Origin of the sequence: Mycobacterium sp. 48b (assembly GCF_048282725.1) — a bacterium.
Classification (GTDB): domain Bacteria; phylum Actinomycetota; class Actinomycetes; order Mycobacteriales; family Mycobacteriaceae; genus Mycobacterium.
This window is the reverse complement of record NZ_JBLVUL010000001.1, coordinates 2,198,332-2,216,957: the sequence shown is the minus strand read 5'-3', so window position 1 is coordinate 2,216,957 and position 18,626 is coordinate 2,198,332. Positions and strand designations below refer to the sequence as shown.

At 65.6% G+C, this 18,626-nt stretch carries 16 protein-coding genes and 1 tRNA gene; 6 read left to right on the top strand and 11 right to left on the bottom strand.

What is annotated here, in order from left to right:
• Positions 1-8: 8 nt before the first annotated feature.
• Positions 9-797, bottom strand: coding sequence for a glutamate racemase (locus tag ACNQR1_RS10785; RefSeq protein WP_418045936.1), 789 nt, complete (start codon positions 795-797; stop codon positions 9-11).
• Entirely contained in the window at positions 794-2,722 is a 1,929-nt protein-coding gene (locus tag ACNQR1_RS10780; protein WP_418045934.1) for a methyltransferase domain-containing protein, read from the bottom strand. Before ACNQR1_RS10780 ends, ACNQR1_RS10785 begins: the two co-directional genes overlap by 4 nt.
• Positions 2,723-2,832: 110 nt before the next feature.
• Between ACNQR1_RS10780 and ACNQR1_RS10775 the strand changes: the two genes are divergently transcribed.
• Both ACNQR1_RS10775 and ACNQR1_RS10770 read left to right on the top strand, forming a co-directional pair.
• The gene (locus ACNQR1_RS10775) at positions 2,833-3,966 is read left to right on the top strand and encodes a BTAD domain-containing putative transcriptional regulator (RefSeq protein WP_418045932.1); all 1,134 of its coding nucleotides are present in this window, start codon (positions 2,833-2,835) and stop codon (positions 3,964-3,966) included.
• Entirely contained in the window at positions 3,963-4,820 is an 858-nt protein-coding gene (locus ACNQR1_RS10770; protein ID WP_418045930.1) for a hypothetical protein, read from the top strand. Before ACNQR1_RS10775 ends, ACNQR1_RS10770 begins: the two co-directional genes overlap by 4 nt.
• Here the strand turns inward: ACNQR1_RS10770 and ACNQR1_RS10765 are convergent.
• Both ACNQR1_RS10765 and ACNQR1_RS10760 read right to left on the bottom strand, forming a co-directional pair.
• On the bottom strand, positions 4,808-6,247 hold the full coding sequence (locus ACNQR1_RS10765) for a protein kinase domain-containing protein (RefSeq protein ID WP_418045928.1): 1,440 nt from the start codon (positions 6,245-6,247) through the stop codon (positions 4,808-4,810). The two genes, ACNQR1_RS10770 and ACNQR1_RS10765, sit on opposite strands and share 13 nt — an antisense overlap.
• Positions 6,248-6,331: 84 nt before the next feature.
• Positions 6,332-6,790 (bottom strand): lipoprotein LpqH, encoded by a 459-nt coding sequence (locus tag ACNQR1_RS10760; RefSeq protein WP_418045926.1) that lies wholly within the window; start codon positions 6,788-6,790, stop codon positions 6,332-6,334.
• A gap of 109 nt (positions 6,791-6,899) precedes the next feature.
• On the opposite strand from ACNQR1_RS10760, the gene ACNQR1_RS10755 reads away from it, so the two are divergent.
• Entirely contained in the window at positions 6,900-7,190 is a 291-nt protein-coding gene (locus ACNQR1_RS10755; protein ID WP_418045924.1) for a hypothetical protein, read from the top strand.
• Complete coding sequence (locus ACNQR1_RS10750; protein ID WP_418045922.1) at positions 7,187-7,783, top strand: hypothetical protein; 597 nt, start codon at positions 7,187-7,189, stop codon at positions 7,781-7,783. The genes ACNQR1_RS10755 and ACNQR1_RS10750 overlap by 4 nt, the downstream gene beginning before the upstream one ends.
• An 11-nt stretch (positions 7,784-7,794) precedes the next feature.
• Here the strand turns inward: ACNQR1_RS10750 and ACNQR1_RS10745 are convergent, their stop codons facing one another.
• Complete coding sequence (locus ACNQR1_RS10745) at positions 7,795-8,427, bottom strand: cutinase family protein (protein WP_418045920.1); 633 nt, start codon at positions 8,425-8,427, stop codon at positions 7,795-7,797.
• A gap of 149 nt (positions 8,428-8,576) precedes the next feature.
• On the opposite strand from ACNQR1_RS10745, the gene ACNQR1_RS10740 reads away from it, so the two are divergent.
• Positions 8,577-9,440 carry a CDP-diacylglycerol diphosphatase gene (locus ACNQR1_RS10740; protein ID WP_418045918.1) on the top strand — a complete coding sequence of 288 codons (864 nt, stop codon included), beginning with the start codon at positions 8,577-8,579 and terminating at the stop codon, positions 9,438-9,440.
• A 159-nt stretch (positions 9,441-9,599) separates the two neighbouring features.
• Here the strand turns inward: ACNQR1_RS10740 and ACNQR1_RS10735 are convergent, their stop codons facing one another.
• Both ACNQR1_RS10735 and ACNQR1_RS10730 read right to left on the bottom strand, forming a co-directional pair.
• Positions 9,600-11,318 carry a thiamine pyrophosphate-dependent enzyme gene (locus tag ACNQR1_RS10735; RefSeq protein WP_418045916.1) on the bottom strand — a complete coding sequence of 573 codons (1,719 nt, stop codon included), beginning with the start codon at positions 11,316-11,318 and terminating at the stop codon, positions 9,600-9,602.
• Positions 11,319-11,338: 20 nt separating this feature from the next.
• Complete coding sequence (locus ACNQR1_RS10730) at positions 11,339-12,937, bottom strand: FMN-binding glutamate synthase family protein (RefSeq protein WP_418050336.1); 1,599 nt, start codon at positions 12,935-12,937, stop codon at positions 11,339-11,341.
• Between the two features lie 637 nt (positions 12,938-13,574).
• On the opposite strand from ACNQR1_RS10730, the gene ACNQR1_RS10725 reads away from it, so the two are divergent.
• Positions 13,575-14,768 carry a hypothetical protein gene (locus ACNQR1_RS10725; RefSeq protein ID WP_418045914.1) on the top strand — a complete coding sequence of 398 codons (1,194 nt, stop codon included), beginning with the start codon at positions 13,575-13,577 and terminating at the stop codon, positions 14,766-14,768.
• Between the two features lie 57 nt (positions 14,769-14,825).
• Here the strand turns inward: ACNQR1_RS10725 and ACNQR1_RS10720 are convergent, their stop codons facing one another.
• The 4 genes from ACNQR1_RS10720 to ACNQR1_RS10705 all read right to left on the bottom strand — a co-directional run bounded on the left by ACNQR1_RS10720 (position 14,826) and on the right by ACNQR1_RS10705 (position 18,558).
• Entirely contained in the window at positions 14,826-15,221 is a 396-nt protein-coding gene (locus ACNQR1_RS10720) for a nitroreductase family deazaflavin-dependent oxidoreductase (RefSeq protein ID WP_418045912.1), read from the bottom strand.
• 184 nt (positions 15,222-15,405) lie between these two features.
• Positions 15,406-15,702 (bottom strand): ABC transporter ATP-binding protein, encoded by a 297-nt coding sequence (locus ACNQR1_RS10715; protein WP_418045910.1) that lies wholly within the window; start codon positions 15,700-15,702, stop codon positions 15,406-15,408.
• A gap of 957 nt (positions 15,703-16,659) precedes the next feature.
• Positions 16,660-17,814: a C2 family cysteine protease gene (locus ACNQR1_RS10710; protein ID WP_418045908.1), complete on the bottom strand. Its 1,155-nt coding sequence runs from the start codon at positions 17,812-17,814 to the stop codon at positions 16,660-16,662.
• Positions 17,815-18,487: 673 nt separating this feature from the next.
• Positions 18,488-18,558, bottom strand: a tRNA-Leu gene (locus tag ACNQR1_RS10705).
• Positions 18,559-18,626 lie beyond the last annotated feature (68 nt).

The following is an 18,626-nucleotide window of genomic DNA, read 5'->3' as shown; positions in this document are numbered from 1 at the left end:
CGGAATTCTCAATGGAATCTCGTGCTGAGTTCGTCGGCGGTGGCGGCCGGTTCGGCGACGAGTTCCACTCCCCAGGCGAGCTCCGCACCACGACGCATGGCTTCGACATCGCCGCTGGTCAGATAGGACCTTGCGGCTACAGGGCCGGCCTGCGCGGCTGGATGGCGCGCGGCGATCGCGGCGGCCAGCCGCTGGGCCGGGTCGATCAGCGCGGCGTCGGGCAAGGCGTCGGCGAACCAGTCCCTCACGGCGGGATAGTGGGTGCACGCCAAGACCACGGCTTGGGCCCGCTGCAGCGGGGCCACGATCCGGCGCAGGTCGGCGACGAACTCCGGTGAGCTGGTGCTGCCAGCCTCGATGTGCGCCGACAACGGTTGCGCCACCCGAGACAGCACCTCGCGGCCGGGCCGGGCCAGCCCTCGCCGGTAGCAGCCGCTAGCGATGGTGCGGCGCCCGCCGACGACGCCGACGGGTCCTTGGACGTGGTCGGGCACCGACGCCAGACCGTGACCGATGATGCCCTCGACCGGAACCGGCGCCTGGCTCAGGCGCGGGGCGACCGTGCTCGCTGCATTGCAGGCCAGCACCACTTCGGTGGCGCCGTGGCGGACGAGCTCGGAGACCACGGCGTAGAGCCGGACCGTCAGGTCCGCGCCGCGCATCCGGCCGTAGGGCGTGACTCCCGCGTCCGACCAGTACAGCACCGGTAATCCGGGCGCGCACCGGTCCAGTTCGCGCACCAACCCGATGCCGCCGATGCCCCAGTCGACGATGCCGAGGCACGGAGCCAGTGTCATGGATAGGTGAGCGGGGCCGTGAGCCCCTTGTCGAGGGGACCGGAGTCGAAGGCCATCACCCGTTGTGACGGTGTCGCGGTCAGCAGCCGCAACTGGGTGCCGGGGAACCGGCTGGCGAAGTACCAGCGGTACTCGTGTTCGGCGCGGATCGGATTGTGCCGCAGCATCTCCCGCCATGCCGGATGACTGGTCAAGGTGGTCAGATCAGCGGCGAACTGCGGGCGGGCCCGTCGGGTGCGCACGTGCGCGAGCGCCGACCGGGCCAGCACCGGGAGTTCGCGAACCCGTATCGGATGCTCGACCATGTCGACCACCCAGAGCTGTCCGCCGGGCGCCAGTACCCGACGGATGTCGGCCATCACCGGATCCCAATCCAGATACCGGAATGACAGGAAGCAGATCACCACGTCGACGTGATCGTCGGGGAGGTCGAGCTGCGGACCATCGACAGCGGTGAACCGCAGCCGCGGACGATTCCGGCCACGCCTGCGCGCCTGGGCCAGCATCGCGGCGGAGATGTCCACGCCGATGCCGAAATCGAGTACACCGTCGTCGTCCAATGCACGTAGCAACGCACCAGTGCCGCAACCGATTTCAAGCACGCGAAGCCCCCGGCCGAGTTCAGCGCGGGTATGTGCGGCGCGTTCGGACACCCACCGCCACTCGGTGCCGCGCACCCTGATGTCGGCGTAGGCACGGTCATAGAGCTCGGCCACCGGATCGTACGACCCGACAGCACCGGCGGGGTCCGGCATGCTGAGCACCGGCGGCTGCGCCGCCGCTCCGAGGTACTTGCGGGCGGCACCGAGCGGCCCGTGCGACTTCCGTCCCGGCGCGTCGATCAGATAAAGATCGGAGCGCGACGTCGGGCGGCGACCCGCCCAGGAGAACCGGTCCTTACGCGTTGACACCGTGGTGTAGTCGCGATTTCCGAACGCCGGTACACCGAACACGTTGGCGAAGAACGGCGCGAACCAGCGCGCGGTGCGGCAGGCATGAAAATAGGCGCGGCCCGTGGCGGTGAAAGGGATTGCCATCGACCGCCATTCGTGCGGTGAGAACTGCTCGGGCCAGTCGGTCGATCCGAACATCGGGCCGTACATTCCGGAATGGCTGATGAGGTGCAGCTGATCGATCACGCGACCGGCCTCGGACAGCCGGGTGAGCTGCGCGGTGAAGTCCGCCTTGCGATGCAGACCCGACACCATGACCTCGGCGTCGGGGTGGGCGGCGGCCAGCTCACGCGCCATGGTCGCCGCAGCCACCGCGAACTCTGCCGATCCGCCCCGGTAGTGCGTGGTGTGTGCCACCCAGATCACCGGCGCGGCTACCGTTTCAGGGGATACCTGAGCGAACGGGACACGCGGGTGCGGCTCTTGCGGAATCCAGGCTCCATAGTTGCCGACCAACTCCAGCACCTCGGAGCGATCCAGATCGAACACCCGCATGCTGGTCGCAGGCGGACTGTAGAAATGCAGGGTCAATCCGCCGTCCAGGCCGGCCATATCGTGGATCACCTCGCTGGTGATGCTCGTGACCTCGCCGGCCAGGTGTTCGGTGCGGCTGATGACGGACAGCCGTGGACCGTCCCAGCCGAACCGCCGCTCCTCGAACCGGCCCTGCAGGACGATGACGAAACCGCCTGCCCCGCCGTGGTCGTGGGGTGCGCAGCGTCGCCCTGGTCGCCATCGGGCCAGCATGATCTCGACTTCGTCATCGACGCGCAGGATCGTCCGGGAGTAGGGCTCACCGTCGTTGGGGACGGCCGCCATCGCGGCCAACGCCGGGCGCGCATCGGCGACCCTGGTCAGCAGGTCCGGGCCTGGGACCTCGCCCCTGACCGCGACGCCGGCCAAGTCGTCGAGCAGCGAATCCAGTCCGGCAGCGTCGTCGTACCGGGCGGGGAGGTGCGAAATCGTGGTCATGCCGGAACGATGACGCCGACACCTTGCAGGATTCTCAACGGATCCTTGCGGTAGCGCCGCCTGGCGTCACAATGAGATGCGGACCGCGCCGTACACCGGGAAGGCTTGTGATGAGCAGTACTCGTCTCGGGTTCGGCCTGCTGGGGCCGCTGCAGGTCACCGTGGACGGTGCGACTGTCGCGCTGGGTACGCCCAAACAGCGCGCGGTGTTGGCATTCCTGCTCATCAACCGCAATCGGGCGATCAGCACCGAATCGCTGATCGACGCCGTCTGGGACGGCGAACCGGTGCCCGCTGCCCGCGCCACCATCCACACCCATGTGTCCAATCTGCGCCGACTGCTCGGCAGCTCTAACCGGGACACGCATGCCGCGCTCGTCAAAGCGGCGCCCGGTTATAGGCTCAACGTGGCTGCCGGCAGTTGTGATCTGGACCGGTTCATCGCCGAGAAGTCCGCGGGGATAACCGCCGCCGCGGCCGGACGGTTCGAGTCGGCCGGTACGCACCTGGCCGCAGCTCTGGCGCAATGGCGCGGCGAGGTCCTCGAGGATCTCCGTGGATTCCGATTCGCGGACGCCTTTGCTGCGGCCCTGGCCGAGGACCACGTGCTCGTGCATACCAGCCGCGCCGAGGCCGAGATCGCCTGCGGGCGCGCCTCGACCGTCATCGCCGACCTCGAAGACCTCGTCGCCCAGCATCCGTACCGGGAACCGGTATGGGCCCAGTTGATCACGGCCTACTACGTCGCCGAGCGGCAGTCCGATGCGCTCGAGGCGTACCGGCGCGTCAAGTCAGTGCTGGCCGAGGAACTCGGCATCGATCCCGGGCCCACACTCAGCGCGCTGCATGCGCGAATCCTGCGTCAGGAGCGCCTCGAGATCCGGCAGGTCGCCATGGCCACCGCGGCGCGTACAGTTAGCGCCGGACGCACCGCGGCCAGCCGAGGTTCGACGGCCGCCGCGCTACGCGACCCGGCAGGGCGTCGGTATCCGTTGCGGCCGAACGTCACCCGGATCGGGCGGCTGCCCGACAACGACATCGTGCTCGACGATGCCGAGATCAGCCGTCACCACGCGGTGATCATCGACACCGGAAGCAGTTTCGTCATCACCGATCTGCAGTCGGCCAACGGTGTGCAGGTGCGGCAGGAGCGCATCCGCCCGAGCGCCACCGTCGGCGACGGTGACCACATCCGCATCTGCGGCCGCGAGTTCACCTTCGAACTGCAAGGCGGCGCGCCGTGACATCTCTTCGCAGCGGCCGGCTGTGGACCCTCATCGCCATCTTCGCCGTGATCACGCTTGCCGCGGGGGTGTTCATCGGGACTCACCTCGGTTCCCGCGGGTCCGCACCGGAGCGCTCCACGGCTGCCACGTCACTGGCCGCGGATTTCGCCCAGCTGGAGCCCGAGTTGCATGCCGTGGCGGGCATCGCGCTCAGCGGGGTCGGACCCGGGGCGGAGCCAATATCCTTGGGACAGTGGAAGAGCGGCCCCGCCTGGTCGACGATCAAGGTGCCGTTGATCATCGCCGCGTTGCGCGAGGAGGAGCCCCCGCGGGTCACCGAGGCGATGACCGCTGCTATCACCCAATCTGACAATGCCGCAGCGGAATCGATCTGGGAGAGCCTGGGCACACCGGCCGAAGCTGCCGACAAAGTCGAGGCGGTCCTGCGGCAGACCGGTGACCCGACGATTGTCCAATCGCAACGCGTGCGGCCCGAGTTCAGCGCGTCAGGCCAGACCGACTGGTCGTTGACCGACCAGGTGAGGTTCACCTCGGTCGCCGTGTGCGACAAAGAGAATGAGCCCGTGTTCGACCTCATGGGCCGTGTCGAATCCGATCAGCGGTGGGGCATCGGGACGATTGCGGACAGCCGCCTCAAAGGCGGCTGGGGACCGTCACCGACGGGTGGGTATCTGGTCCGCCAGCTCGGTGTGCTGACCACCCCGGCGGGAAGGGTCTCGGTGGCGTTGGCGGCGCTGCCGGATTCGGGGAAGTTCGAGGACGGAACCGCGGCACTCACCACGATGGCTAGCTGGCTGCGTGAACGTCTGGGCGGCCTGCCCACAGGTCACTGCCCGGCTCACCAGAGGTAGACGCGGGCGTTCTTGCCGCCGGTGCAGGTGATCCAGCTGTCGCCCGGGGACTGCTGGCAGTGCATCAGGAAGTTGGAGCCGTCGCACAGTGCGCCGGGCACCTTGCCGCAGTCCACGGCGCCCGGTGCCGACACCGCGCGCGGCAACGGGCTCGCGTTGCCGTATTCGGCCCAGTACGACGTCAGCACGCTGTTGGTGAAAAGGCATGAGGTTTCGGCGGTTCCGCGTCCGGCGCGGCTGCCGAATCCGGTGCCGGTGGTCACCGCGAAACCGTCGTCGCACGACTGGTGCAGGCTGCTCTGATCAGGTCCGGTGACCAACGGTGGCATTGGACCGCCGCCCCTCGCCGGGTCCCGCTCCGACGCCGCAGGCGGAGAGTCCGTGGGTTGTCCGGCGTTGGTGACGAGCACGCCGATCACGACGCCGATACCACCGAGGATCAAGGCAGCCGCCACCGCGATGACGGTCGGCAGCACCCAACCCCGACCACGAGACTCGGGGTGCGCAGGCTCCGCAACGGGCTGAGCCGGTATCGGAACGCTGGCGGGGCCGGAAAGCGGTGCGGCAAGCGTCGGCGCCTGGTGCGGCAGAGTCGATGGCGCCGAGCCGGCCTGCAGCGCTCGCTGCGCCGCACGGCCCAGTCCACCTGCAGTCCCGTATCGGTCATCGGGATCTTTGGCCATGCCCCGTGCCACCACATCGTCGAAAGTCGAGGGCACCGTGGGATTGGCGATGCTGGGGCGCGGGGGTGGAGCCGAGACATGCGCGGCGAGCACGCTTTCCAGGCTGTCACTGATGAACGGCGGGTGGCCGGTCAACGATTCGTACAACACACACGCCAACGAATAGGAATCGACCGCCGGTGTCACGACCTGACCGGTGAACCGTTCGGGCGCCATGTAATTCAGGGTGCCGATGCGCGATCCGGCGGTGGTCAGATGGCTGTCCCCCTGGCTCTCCGCGATGCCGAAGTCGACAAGGTAGGCGAAATCGGCTGGGGTGACGATGATGTTCTGCGGCTTGATGTCGCGATGGATCAATCCGGCGGTGTGTGCCGCGTCGAGTGCGGCGGCGATCTGGGTGACGATGGCCACCGCCCGGGCCGGCGCGAGCGGTCCGTGGGCGATCAGATCCGACAGCGTTGCGCCCTGCACCAGGCGCATGTCGATGTACAGGTTGCCGTCGATCTCACCCCAGTCGTGGATGGGGATGACATGCGGCTCCTGCAGGACCGCGGCGGCGTGGGATTCGCGTTGGAATCGGGTGCGAAACGTGGTGTCGTGTGAGTATTGGTCGGCGAGGATCTTCAGGGCGACGGTGCGGTTCTTTTCGGTATCGAAGGCCTCGTACACCTCCCCCATCCCACCCCTGCCGAGCAGGCGCGTGATGGAGTACTTACCGAACGTCGTGCCGACGCGCGAATCCACTGCCGATCCCCCTGGTCGTTCGTTATAGACGCAGTATCGCCTGTGGGACCACGGGATGCACAAAATTGCCGACCTTCCGGCCGGTCAGGGGCTCCCGATCGCGGGCACTGTGTCGGGTGGTCCCTTTGGCCGTTGGTACCCGGGGCAGGCTATCTCGATCTTGACCTGGCGCCATCCCGGCCCCTCCTCGGCAGGCATCCGTCCGCTGACCGTGTAGGCATCGTCAACCTTGATGGCCGTCATCTCCTGCGAGTCCTTGGTGAATCCACTGCCTTCGGGGATATGGAAGCCCGCCGCCGTGACGACCAGGCGGTGTGTCGTCGCCAGCATGAGCCGCACACTCTGTCGGTGATTCGTCGCCGACGGCGAGGCGTAGATCAGCAGGTTGCCGTCGGGGAACCTGGTGCAGGTGACCTGCGCGGCCAGGGTGTGGACGTCGCCGTCGATCACGATCTTCACGTCGGACAGACCGACCCCCGAAGTACATCCCGTCAACAGTGCGATCGCAGCCGTCGACGCCGCGATACCAGCCCGGGCACGCATCTGTGCAGTATGAACCGGCTGTAGCGCGGGAGCGACCCATACGCGGGACGACAGAATTAGGTAGCCGACTACGCTACGCAGCCCTGCTGCCCCGCACGACACTTGACGGATGAGCGTGCAAGGCATGCAGGGCAGCGACGCCAGGGACGGGAACCGGCTGGCACCGGAGTACCTGGCGCACTGGGTGGTCAAGACCGCGCGCAGCGACGAGGTAATCGCTTGGTATGGGACGGTATTCGGCGCCCGCATCGTTCACGAAGATTCGAAGATCGCCTTCTCGACGTGGGACGAGGAAAGCCGTCGCCTTGCTCTGGTCAAGGTCCCAGGGAGCCGGTACCCGCCCCGGCGCCAAGGTTCGGCGTGCGCTGACCTGGAAGACGCTGTGAGGGGGCGGACATGAAAATCGGCAACGCGATGATCAGGCTGACGGGTGCGGTCGGCGTACTGGTGGCCGGCGTGTTCGCGTCGGCGACAGGCTGCGCCGACCCGTCTCCAGCGCCCCCGGCCGCCGGCAGCCCGGTCACGCTGCAGGACTTGCTGTCCGCACCGGTACCGGCGCTGTGCCAGCACGATCCGGGCAACCTGGTGAACGGGGAACTCCCGCCGCAAGATTCACATCCCGGTTCGGTGAGGATCGCCCAGAGAAACGACGAGCCGGACCGGAGCTACAAGGTCGCGTTCGGCAACCTCACCGGCGGCGCCAACGCCGATGCCGCGATGGTGACCGACTGCAGCGCCGGCGGGGTGCCCTGGCCAGAGACCGTGCAGCTCTACACGGCCGGGCCGACGCTGTTGGGTGGGGTGAACCTGGGCGACCTCACGCACAGCCGCGAGGTCGTGACCGACCTGTCGATCAGTGATGGTGTCGCGCACGTGAACTGGCTGGCCAGCGGTCCCGACGATGGCGAATGCTGTCCCACCATGAAGATGACTGCCGACCTGAGGTGGGACGGCTCCGCCGTGAGCGCCCAGAACGTCCGCAGACTCAACTGAGCGCAGCGCTGTCAGAGCTTGCCGGCCGCGAAATCGGCTGCCTGAGCAACTTTTCCGGACTGCACGTAGGACACGTGGGCACCCATGTCCCAGCCGCCTTCCCAGCAGATCGGGTCGCCCTCGTTGCACTGGGCGATGGAGTTGGCCGTGTACTGCGGTGCCAGCATCGGCAGCGTCTGCCCGGCGGCCAGAAGTCCCGAGAAACTGGTGAGGGGTGTACCGAACAGTGCGGTGGCCGCGACATGGTCAGCGACCTGAGGAGACGCCTCGTTGGTGGCCTTTTCGATGACCGCCGCGCCCTGTGAGTAGCCGCCGAGCACCATCTTCGTATTCGGGCAGCCGGCCGCGACGGACTCGATGAGGGACCGCGCCGCGTCAGTGCCGGCCGGGGTGCTGACGTTGAAGTCATTGGTCGCCGGGTAATCGACCGGGGTCCCGTCGACGGTGCGCGGAGCCACCCGGGCCCGCAGGTCGTCGACGAACGGACCGCCGACACTGCCCAGGCCGGGTGGCTCATTGGTGCCGCGGGCGAACACCACCTGAACATCGGGGCACGGCGCCGCCGCGGCCGGCGCGGCGGTGGCAGTCGGGACAGCTGCGGCGAATGCCGCCAAGGCCAAGATCAAAGCAGGCTTGCTGGTCATACCGATCGATCGTAGGACCGCGGACGCGGTTCCCCCGATCGGTGGACCCACAATTCCGCCGATTCATAGCCTGACCAGCGGACAGACGCGGCGACTCCCAGACGGGATGGTGTTTTCAACACACCAACACCGACCGAGGGGAACACAACATGACCACCAACACCACCAACCGCATCGGCTTCTTCCGCCGCGCCGCACTCATCGCCGCCGCGGCGGCCGTGCCGGCAATGGGACTCGCCGTCGCGCCGACCGCCGGCGCGCAGGCCGCCGAGTTCGGACCGTGCGGAAACGTGCACGACAACGTCGATCTCTGGAAGGACGTCAAATTCGCCACGCCGAAGCACAAGGACGGCGCGATCGACGTCGTATTCCCCGGCGGGGACAAGTCCCGCGGCTACGCGGTCCGGCAAGGGCACCACCCCGCGCAGCTGACCGACCTGCTGGTGATCCCGACGGCCCGCGAGACCGGCATCGAATGCGACAACCTGGTGGATGCCAGTGCTCCCCACTACTTCAAGGACGCCTTCGAGCAGGTCAGCATTCTGCCGCCGGGCAACCAGGGCCAGGCTCCGGACTGGGCGCTTGGCATCAACTCCGCCGACAACCGCGGCCAGGATCAGCTGCACATCCACGTGACCCTGCTTGATCCCACGGCCCGCGCCGACATCGACCAGGCCGTCAAGAACCACAAGGTCACCAGGGATGAGAAGGCCTGGAAGACCTCGGTGATCGGGGTGCGTGGGCACACCCAGGCGGGACCGATCGAGAAGAGCGCCCGCGGCTACCGGGCCTGGAACACCGACAACATCGACCAGAACTTCTTCGCCGCGCTGAACACCCAGATCGTCGCGCCGATCAAGAAGCAGGACCCCAGCTTCGGGATGGGCAACGAGACCCTGCTGATCACCAAGAACCACCAGGGCCCCGGGTTCATCGTGCTCGCCAGCGACGAGAAGTCCGGCATCAGCCCGGCCGGCGTCAACAACATCGAGCGGCTGCTCGACAAGGGCTAGACCTGTCTGCAAGCCCAACGGCCACCCGGGTTCGGGTGGCCGTTGGTGTGTTCGGTGCCGAGTCGGCTGCCGAGAAACCAGGCCAGAAGAAGTCGGAGGCCGGCGCCGACGACGACTGAGGATCCATACCGCGCGGAATCTGGAGTCAAGGTATTCGCACTATTCGCGGCTATTGAGAGTCTCTTTGATCTTGGCGATGGCGAATCCCCAGCCCTGTTCGACGGTTGGCTTGGGCGGCACCGATATCTCGTCGGGGTTGGTCCGGATGTCCAACAGTGCCGGGCCTTGGTGGGCCAGCGCGGTGGCGACTGCCGAGGCGACGTCGTCCGGGGAGGTGACGAGCTGAGCATGCAGCCCCATCGCGGTGGCGACGGCCGCGATGTCGGGGTTGTCCAGCTGAGTGCCGTACTCGGGCAACCCGCTCTGTTCCTGTTCGAGTTTCACCATGCCCAGTCGGTTGTTGTTGAAGACCACGAACGTCACGGGCAGCTCGTAGGTGACCGCTGTCCGCAGGTCGCCCAACAGCATCATCAGTCCGCCGTCTCCACAGAACGCGATGACCTGACGCTGCCGGTCCAGCGCCGAAGCGCCCAGAGCCTGGGGCATCGCGTTTGCCATCGATCCAAGGTTGAAAGACCCCAGAAGCCTTCGTCCTCGGCGCATCTCGACGAAACGGGACAGCCAGACCGCTGACATGCCTGTGTCGGTGGTGAAGATGGCATCGTCGGCGGCAGCTTCGTCGACGGCGACCGCCACCAGTTCGGGCCGGATCAACTCATCGGGGTTGTCGAGGTGCTTACGAATTCTTCCCAACAGTTTGCGGTCGTGGTCGGGTTCGGCCAGCCGACGTTGGGCCGCCCGCCACGTATCGAATTCAGCACGGTGATGATCCAGGAACTTCGTGCCCTCCCGACGCTGCAATTTCGGAAGCAGCTGGGCCAGAGTCCCTTTCGCATCACCCACCAACGCAGTGCTGACCGGCAACCGTCGGCCGATGTGTTCGGGCCTGTGGTCGAGTTGCACGACCTTCTTGTCCTGGGGCAACCAGTCCCGGTACGGGAAATCGGTGCCTACCAGCAGCAGGGTGTCGGCTTGATGCAAGGCCAGGTGGGCGGCCGGGTTGCCGATCAGCCCGGATTGGCCGATCTGGTAGGGATTCTCGCCTTCCAGTCCCTCTTTTCCTTTCATGGTGAGCACCATCGGTGCAGCCAGGGTCGAGGCGACCGACAGCACCTCCTCGCGTGCGTCACGGCCTCCGCATCCCACCAACATGGCGACGTTTCCCGGGGCGTTGAGGAGTGCGGCTGCCGCGTCGACATCGTCGGGCGCGGGGACCTGGCCGGCGCGGGGAAACGCGAAAGACGCCAGATAATCACCAGTCTCCTGATCACCGATGTCGCCGGGCACGGTGAGCACGGCGACGCCGCGCCGCGCCAGCGCTGAATTGACCGCCTGCTCCAGCAGGAACGGAAACTGGGCCGGCGCGGTGACCGTGGCGTGAAAGACCGCGACGTCGGCGAACACCGCGTCGTTGTCGATCTCCTGGAAGAAGCTGCTCCACATCTCCGAGGTGGGCACCTGGCCGCAGACAGCAAGCACTGGGGCGTGGGACTTCTTGGCGTCGTAGAGGCCGTTGAGCAGATGCAGCGAACCTGGGCCCACCGTTCCCATGCAGACACCGAGGGACCCGGTGAGTTGGGCCTGCGCGCCCGCGGCGAATGCGGCGACCTCTTCGTGTCGGACGCCGATCCATTCCACTTCGTCCTGGGTACGGATGGCATTCGTGATCGGGTTGAGCGCGTCACCGACCACGCCCCAGATCTGTCGGACCCCCAGTCCAGCGAGGGCCGATACGAGGGCGGAGGCGACGGTAGGCATGGCAGTCCTTCCAGCTGGTGTCAAATACGTTGTGTTCCAATAGGTGTGAATGAATCCGGCGCTGCGGCTTCCCAGTCCGCCCGCCAGCTCTCGGGCGGTTCGCTCAGGAGCACTTTGGCGGGAAGCCACTCGAACAGCTCGGCGTAGGAACGCTGCTCGGTCGCGGACACGCGTTTCCGCAGCAGGTGGGGTGAAAGCTGTGCCGGGTCAGCGACGCCCATCGACGCCATCAAGCGCATCGCCTGCGCCACCGTCGCACGCTGATACCGGTACACCCGTTGGCTCTTGTCGGCGACGTCGAGGGCACGTGCCCGCCGCGGGTCCTGTGTGGCCACCCCCACCGGGCAGTGGTTGGTGTGGCAGCGCTGGGACTGGATGCAGCCGGCCGCCATCATCATCGGGCGGGCGGCATTGGTGTAGTCGGCACCTTGGATCAGGCGCTTGACGATGTCGGTGCCGGTGGCCACCTTGCCGCTGGCGCCGACTCGGATGACATCACGCAGCCCGGTGCCGACGAGTGCGTTGTGCACCGTCATCAGGCCGTCGGTGAGCGGTAGGCCGACGTGGTCTTCGTATTCCAGAGGCGCGGCCGCAGTCCCGCCCTCGGCGCCGTCGACGAGGATGAAGTCCGGGGTGATGCCTTCCGCGAGCATCGCCTTGCAGATCGCCAGAATGTCGACTCGCGAGCCGACGCACAGCTTGAACCCCACCGGTTTCCCATCGGCCAGTTCGCGCAGCCGGGCGATGAATCCGATCAGTTCCCGTGGAGTGTGAAACGTCGAATGGGCTGCGGGGCTGACGCATTTCTGACCGGCAGGCACGCCGCGGTACCGGGCGATCTCCTCGCTGACCTTGGCAGCCGGCAATACTCCGCCCACGCCCGGCTTGGCACCCTGACTCAACTTGACCGAGACGCACTTGACCGCGTCATGGGCGACCTTGTCGGCGAACTGATCGGGATCGAAGGCGCCGTCGCGCGTGCGGGTACCGAAGTAGCCAGAACCGATTTCCCACACCACGTCGGCGCCGCCCAGATGATAGGGCGTCAGCCCACCTTCACCGGTGTCGTGAGCGAAACCGCCGAGTTTGGCGCCATTGTTCAACGCGCGCAATGCATTGCCCGACAGGGCACCGAAACTCATCGACGAGATGTTCATCAACGCCATGTCGTAGGGGTGCCGGCAGTCCGGCCCTCCGATGCGTACCCGGAACGGCTCCAGAGGATGGTCGATCGGCGCAGTCGAGTGCACGAGGTACTCGTAGCCCTCGACATGGATGTCACGCTCAGTGCCGTAAGACAGCTCGGCGGCGGTGCCCTTGGCCCGTTCGTATATCAGGGACCGCACGTCCCGATCGAACGGGCGTCCGTCGAAGTTGCGCTCGATGAAGTACTGCTGCAGCTCGGGGCGCAGCGTCTCCAACATGTACCGCATATGCCCCAGGACGGGATAGTTACGCAGCACAGAGTGCCGCCGCTGGAGCAGGTCATACCAACCGACCACTGCGAACAACAGCGTCACCGCGGCCAAGATCCACCAGCCCCACGACCCGACGACTGCGACCGCGGCCAGGATCGCCGCCAACACCGACAATGCCGCCACGGCGCCGAACCGGATCATTGAGGAGGCATACCCGCGGTCGGCGGATTTCAGGCGCACTCGTGTCACCGCACAGCGAACCCACAGCCGAACCGATCTCTTGGGCAACCCGGCAAGAGCACCGCCATCCGCCGGGGTCCGTGTCGATTGCACCCTCGATGACCTCACCGGAATTGAGTCCGATCCACAGCCGAACTTCGCTTCCGTGTCACGCGGCAAAATTGACGACTCTGTGAAATACTCCTCTGGACTTGACGATCCGGCGGGGGGCGGCGGCATGGCGAATTCGGTGAGATGCCAAGTGGTGACGGCAATGTTGAGCATGGGCGCGCTCGCGTCAGCAGGTTTGTTGGTCGCGGATCCACCGGACCGGTCCGGGGCTTCACCAGCCGTCCGACCCAGCGCGTCAACACCCTCGGCGTCCCCCAGGTGGACACTATTGGCCACCCCAAGTTCGTTCGCAGCTTCCGGCAGCGTCGTTCAGCTGGCCGGTTCGGGAATCTCGGCCACCCAGGTTCCGGGCGGCACGATGCTGAGCTTCTCCCCGCCGGTTGGCCGCACCACCTCACCTCGACATTCACCGGGCCCGGGGGCACAGCCGAGCGTCACAGCAAGGGGCGCAAATACTTTCGTGACAACTGGCGGCGGCGGACCCGCCGTGAGTGCCGTGCTGGCGACGCCGAGCGGGGCGACCGTCGTGACCGCGAACTCACTGGCCGACCTGCCCGGGCAGATCGCGGGGGTACTCGGAGACATCGGCGGCAACATCCCGGTGGTGTCGATCTTCATCCGCAATGGCACCGAGGACAATCCCAATGCCGGCCTGCTCATCGGCAACGGGTACAGCTTCGACGTGACCGAAGCTCCGGACAAGCTCGGCCGCGACGGCGGCAATGGCGGGCTGTTGCTGGGCAACGGTGGTAACGGCGAAGGCGCCGGGTCGGCCATTGTGCCGGGCGGCAGCGACGGCATTGTCGGCGGTCGTGGTGGTAACGCCGGCTTGCTCGGCAACGGCGGCGACGGCGGAAACTCGGGCATCACCGTCCGACTGACGGGTGCCGTCACCGGTGCGGCGGGCGCCTCGGGGGGTGACGGCGGGGCGTTCGGTCACGGCGGCCGCGGCGGTCGCGGCGGATACGCGTACGCCTACACCGGTGCTGATGCGACGGGCGGTGACGGCGGTGTCGGCGGCGCGGGCGGTTGGTTGTCCGGGTCAGGCGGCGACGGCGGCGACGGCGGAGGCAGCAATGCCGTCGACAATGGTGTCGGAGTGGCGGCCGGCGGGCGTGGCGGTCGGGGCGGGGACGCCGGGTTGACCGGGACGGGCGGGCGCGGCGGCACTGGCGGCGAATCCATTTCGGGCTACGAGACGGAGTCCCGGGCCGGTGACGGCGGCGACGGAGGTTTGGGTGGCGTGCTGACCGGGTCGGGAGGGGGCGGCGGCAACGGCGGCAAATCCTTCTTCGGGAAGGACCCCTCCCGCGGAGGCACCGGCGGCCGCGGCGGGGATGCGCGCGGCCGCGGCGCCGGCGGCGCCGGCGGCAATGGAGGGTCCGGTGACTACGACGGCGGTACCGGCGGCGAGGGTGGCAGCGGAGGCGCGCTGGGCGGTGACGGCGGCCGGGGTGGACTGGGCGGCAATACCTCGAACAGCCAGTCCGGTCACTACGGCGGTAAGGGCGGCAAGGGCGGCCGAGCCGGCACCGGAGGTCGCGGTGGTGACGGCGGCACCGGCGGATCAGGTGCCTACGGCGGCGACGGCGGCGACGGTGGGCCCGGCGATCCAGGCGGTACCGGAGGCGCCGGCGGCCGCGGCGCCCAGAAAGATGGCGAGCACGGCAAGAACGGCTGACGCGAGACGAGGCGCGGACGAGGCCCAATAGCCCCGTCGCGGGCCACATCCGCCCGGTCAGCGCCCGGCATCCGCAATTGTCAACAGCAGCGCTGCCTCGTCGTAGGGAAACCCTCGGTAGAGCGGCCGGGAACTGGGTGTCACGAGGGCCGCGCCTTCGGCCTTGCTCACCACCCGTGCGTTGGTGAGCGCGACAACCCGCCCCCGCTTGCGCAGCAACGTCGGCCCGCCGGCCAGTACGTTCTTCAACCAATCCGTCTGCTGGCCGTAGCCGACGAGGATGGCGTAGCCGTCGTGAGTCTTGAATACCAAAAGGGGCGTTCGATACCGTTTGCCCGACTTCCGTCCGACATGCTCCAGCGTCCCGAGGCTCGGAAGCCATGGCGTGATCGCGCGAGCCAGCGGATTGGTCACATGCTTGTTGAAATGTGCGATTCGTCGAGGGACGCGCATTCTCGGAGTCTAGGTGTTGATCCAGGTCGGTGACCGGCCACGGCTCGGTCGACTTGCCGTTTACACAGGGCGTTCAATCCGCAACGACGTCGGTGCCCCCAGTCGGACTCGGACCGATTTCGCCGCCTGGAAAGCGTGACTGCAGCGGCCTTATGCTCCCACGTAGTTCACCGGGGCAAGGTGGTTAGGCCCAAAGATTGAGCGGCCAGACTTTCCGTGGGCTAAGCACCAATATCTGCACCGATGAAATCCCAAGAAACAGAAGCACACCGGCCCAAAACGCATAGAGGCTGAGACTACGCCGACGACGCAACGCTACGGCCGCTCCGGCTGCGGCAAAAATGAAAGCGACGACAAATGCTGTGTTGACGCCTAACGAGTAGAGAGCCGCGCCAAGGATGACAGCGAACACGGCGTATGTAGCGGCACCCGCGAAAACGCCGAGGACCAGGCAACCTGCAATCGTCAACGCGCGCTTCATCTTTGCCCTGTATGCCCATTTCGGCATTATTTGTATCCGTGTGGTGGAACTTCAGCGAAGGGACGCGAGCGCCGCGTGGAGCGGTTACCGCAGCTCATACGTGCGCGACGAGATTGTGAAGCCATGCTCGTGTGGCGTGCCACTGTTCGCAGTGCATGTCAACTCGTCCGGTTCTGTGGCGGTGCATTCTATGTTGAGAATTTGGATGGTTCCGCCAATCGGCAAGGGCGGGACGAAGTCAACGATCCGTGTATCTAGCACGGCGAAGTGACTCCCCTGACTCGGATTGGGGTCCAGGACAATCGAATTTGGCCGTAGCCCATTCACCAAAGGCGCATCTTGCGGCAACTCACCCTGGCAGACAACATCTTTGATCTTGTCGGAAGGGTCAAGGGTAATCTGGCACCATACGTTCCTACTGGGCGGAGCGACGGAGAACGCTTTCCCGCTTACGCCAGGAGCGTTTGGAGGGAGCTGGTAGATGCGGTTGTCAACGACGTTGCTTAGATTGCGTTCCATAATGGATACCAGCCTAATTTCGGTACCATCTTTCTGGCACTTAACTCTGTAACCAGTCAGGACGGCGGAGTCCCGCGGTACTGTACACATCCAGCCATCGCCTACCGAGAACTCGGCTCCGGTTTGTGGATCAGCGCCGGAAGCCCTAGCGATAATCGAAGTTGCATCGCCACAATTAATCAATCCTCTGTTGACGACGATTTTCGATTCAGCCACATCAACTTTGCTTCCGTTACTCGGGTGCGCGGAAAAAGAACCGCAATCGTCGCCAGTCGACACTGTTGCGTTCGGGTCCTTTGGCGGCGGCAGGTGTGTCCACGGATTACCGTCCGTAGGGCGCGTACTCAATGCCCAGGTTAGGACCACAGCTGCGGCAACAAGGGCCGCAGAGACAGGAAGCCAAATGTGCCACGGCCGAACTTTTCCCGTGCTCACGGCCTACCTGCCCTCGACAAACGCGGTTACTCCGTGGTGCGAGAGCGCATCGGATAGATTCAACCAAGCACGCCCTGGTGTCGAAGGATCAATTTGAACGACGGGGATACCTGAATCACCTTTAGCTGCATTGTATTGCCATGGATTGACTATCTCCGCCCAAACCGTGCCGTCCGGATCACGATGAGCACTGCTAATGGCATAAACGTGCGATGCGGCAAGTCCATCTCGATGAGGATCGACACCAAATGGCGTGGCAGACATTGATGTGCCCATGACGACCGGAGTTCCTGAGTTCAAAGCGTCCATCAAGTCATTCTCATCGCGACCCCCACCGAGGAACCAAGTGTATGAAGTCTTTCCCGTGAGTTGTTCAAGTCCGGCACCAGGAGTGTCCCCTCCTCCCATCAACTCAAGCCCCTGCGCGACGTTCCCGCCACCACGCGTCTTTGCCGCCGCCGCCTCCAGCACCGCAGGCCACAGCACCTTTTGACCTGCATGATGTTTCAGTACTTCGTCAAGATCCTTTTCAGTAATCGGATAGTTTACGATCGGGTTTCCGTAACGGTCTCGCATTCCTGACACATAGTACTTATCGCCCAACTTGTAAATCATGTCTTTGAGGCGTTCCGGATCCTTATCCGCTACAGCGATCAGCGCCGCCTCAAAATAGCAATCTCCAATGTCTCGTTGCATGACATCGCCTGGATGCGGATTCCCATCCGAGCCAAACATCGGAAGCTCATCGCCTTCAAATGTCGTGTTGTCTACAAACTGGACAGAGTGCCGCTTGCCAGGGGCTTCGTTCTCGCCTGGGAGTCGGATCGCTTCGAGTTCTGCGGCTTTCGCTTGCAAGCGTTGTTTGAGGAACATATCGGTCTGCAAGAGCCGATCGGCATGCCAGCGGATGTCTTCTGCGTGCTCCGCAGCGGCACGGAGGCAGTTAGCCAGTTCGAACACATCCACTCGGCGGGTGTCCGTAAGCAAGAGATTCTCGCCCACTTTGAACCCGTCATTCTCAGCGGCAGCAATCACGGCAATCGTTTCACGTCGGCCTGCGTCAATCGCGGTGGCGCCTTCTTCAGCGAAACTGGCGGCTTCGCGCAACACATAACCCTGATCGCTGACCAAACGGCATGCGGTGGTGGCGTTCTCCATAGCGGCGTCCCTGGCGTCACCTTCCCAGGTGGTGCCACCTGGAGACGAGACGTTGCTGCAGTGCTGTTCGAACGCTGCTTCGGATTCGGCCGCAGCCTGCTTCCACGCTGCAGCCGCACGCGTCAACGCTGCCGTGTCGCGGGTTTCAATCTCGGAGCGGGTCAACTCGCGCCCAGCGGAACTATCAGGCACCGCCAGCTACACCGTGACGGTGAGAGCTCGGCCACCCTCGGCGTCGATATCGGCGTATTGGGTTCCAGCCACTGACATCCCGTTGGCCTGACCCGTGATCCAATTGGATTGGCGGACCCGAACCTCAGCCAAAGCTGTGTTGAGCAGGTCGATGCCCGCACTGCTCGGCCAAGCATCTGATGGAGCAGCGCATGTCGTGCCGTCTAGAGCTGCCGCAGCGGCATCGCTGCCGGCGGCGGCACACCGCAGCCCCTCGCTATCGACAGTCAGTTCGTTTGCCACAGCTATCCCCCATCCTGATGGAACCCCGTGCCGTACATTACCCATCCGCCCTCAAGAGATGTCCAACTGGTTTGGACAGCGGCATCCGCCGTGCCTTCTGGCGACCGATCCGGACGGTATGGCGACGTGGCCGGCCAGCAGGGCTGTCACACACCCCGAGCAGCCGCCCGAAAACTATTCTGAACTGCACCGATATCGGTGCCCCCAGTCGGACTCGAACCGACACTTGGCGGATTTTAAGTCCGCAATTTTGATAGAATCGTGGGAGGCCGGTGATTTAAATCCGCTGGTAGACAGTGGTTTTGATACCTACCGAATGCAGTACGTATGCAGTACGT

Bases quoted from the DNA above. Each gene is read 5' to 3' on its own strand.
- ACNQR1_RS10785 (WP_418045936.1), bottom strand. From the start codon at position 797: ATGACACTGGCTCCGTGCCTCGGCATCGTCGACTGGGGCATCGGCGGC.
- ACNQR1_RS10780 (WP_418045934.1), bottom strand. From the start codon at position 2,722: ATGACCACGATTTCGCACCTCCCCGCCCGGTACGACGACGCTGCCGGA.
- ACNQR1_RS10775 (WP_418045932.1), top strand. From the start codon at position 2,833: ATGAGCAGTACTCGTCTCGGGTTCGGCCTGCTGGGGCCGCTGCAGGTC.
- ACNQR1_RS10760 (WP_418045926.1), bottom strand. From the start codon at position 6,790: ATGCGTGCCCGGGCTGGTATCGCGGCGTCGACGGCTGCGATCGCACTG.
- ACNQR1_RS10755 (WP_418045924.1), top strand. From the start codon at position 6,900: ATGAGCGTGCAAGGCATGCAGGGCAGCGACGCCAGGGACGGGAACCGG.
- ACNQR1_RS10750 (WP_418045922.1), top strand. From the start codon at position 7,187: ATGAAAATCGGCAACGCGATGATCAGGCTGACGGGTGCGGTCGGCGTA.
- ACNQR1_RS10745 (WP_418045920.1), bottom strand. From the start codon at position 8,427: ATGACCAGCAAGCCTGCTTTGATCTTGGCCTTGGCGGCATTCGCCGCA.
- ACNQR1_RS10740 (WP_418045918.1), top strand. From the start codon at position 8,577: ATGACCACCAACACCACCAACCGCATCGGCTTCTTCCGCCGCGCCGCA.
- ACNQR1_RS10735 (WP_418045916.1), bottom strand. From the start codon at position 11,318: ATGCCTACCGTCGCCTCCGCCCTCGTATCGGCCCTCGCTGGACTGGGG.
- ACNQR1_RS10730 (WP_418050336.1), bottom strand. From the start codon at position 12,937: ATGATCCGGTTCGGCGCCGTGGCGGCATTGTCGGTGTTGGCGGCGATC.
- ACNQR1_RS10720 (WP_418045912.1), bottom strand. From the start codon at position 15,221: ATGCGCGTCCCTCGACGAATCGCACATTTCAACAAGCATGTGACCAAT.
- ACNQR1_RS10715 (WP_418045910.1), bottom strand. From the start codon at position 15,702: ATGAAGCGCGCGTTGACGATTGCAGGTTGCCTGGTCCTCGGCGTTTTC.
- ACNQR1_RS10710 (WP_418045908.1), bottom strand. From the start codon at position 17,814: ATGGAGAACGCCACCACCGCATGCCGTTTGGTCAGCGATCAGGGTTAT.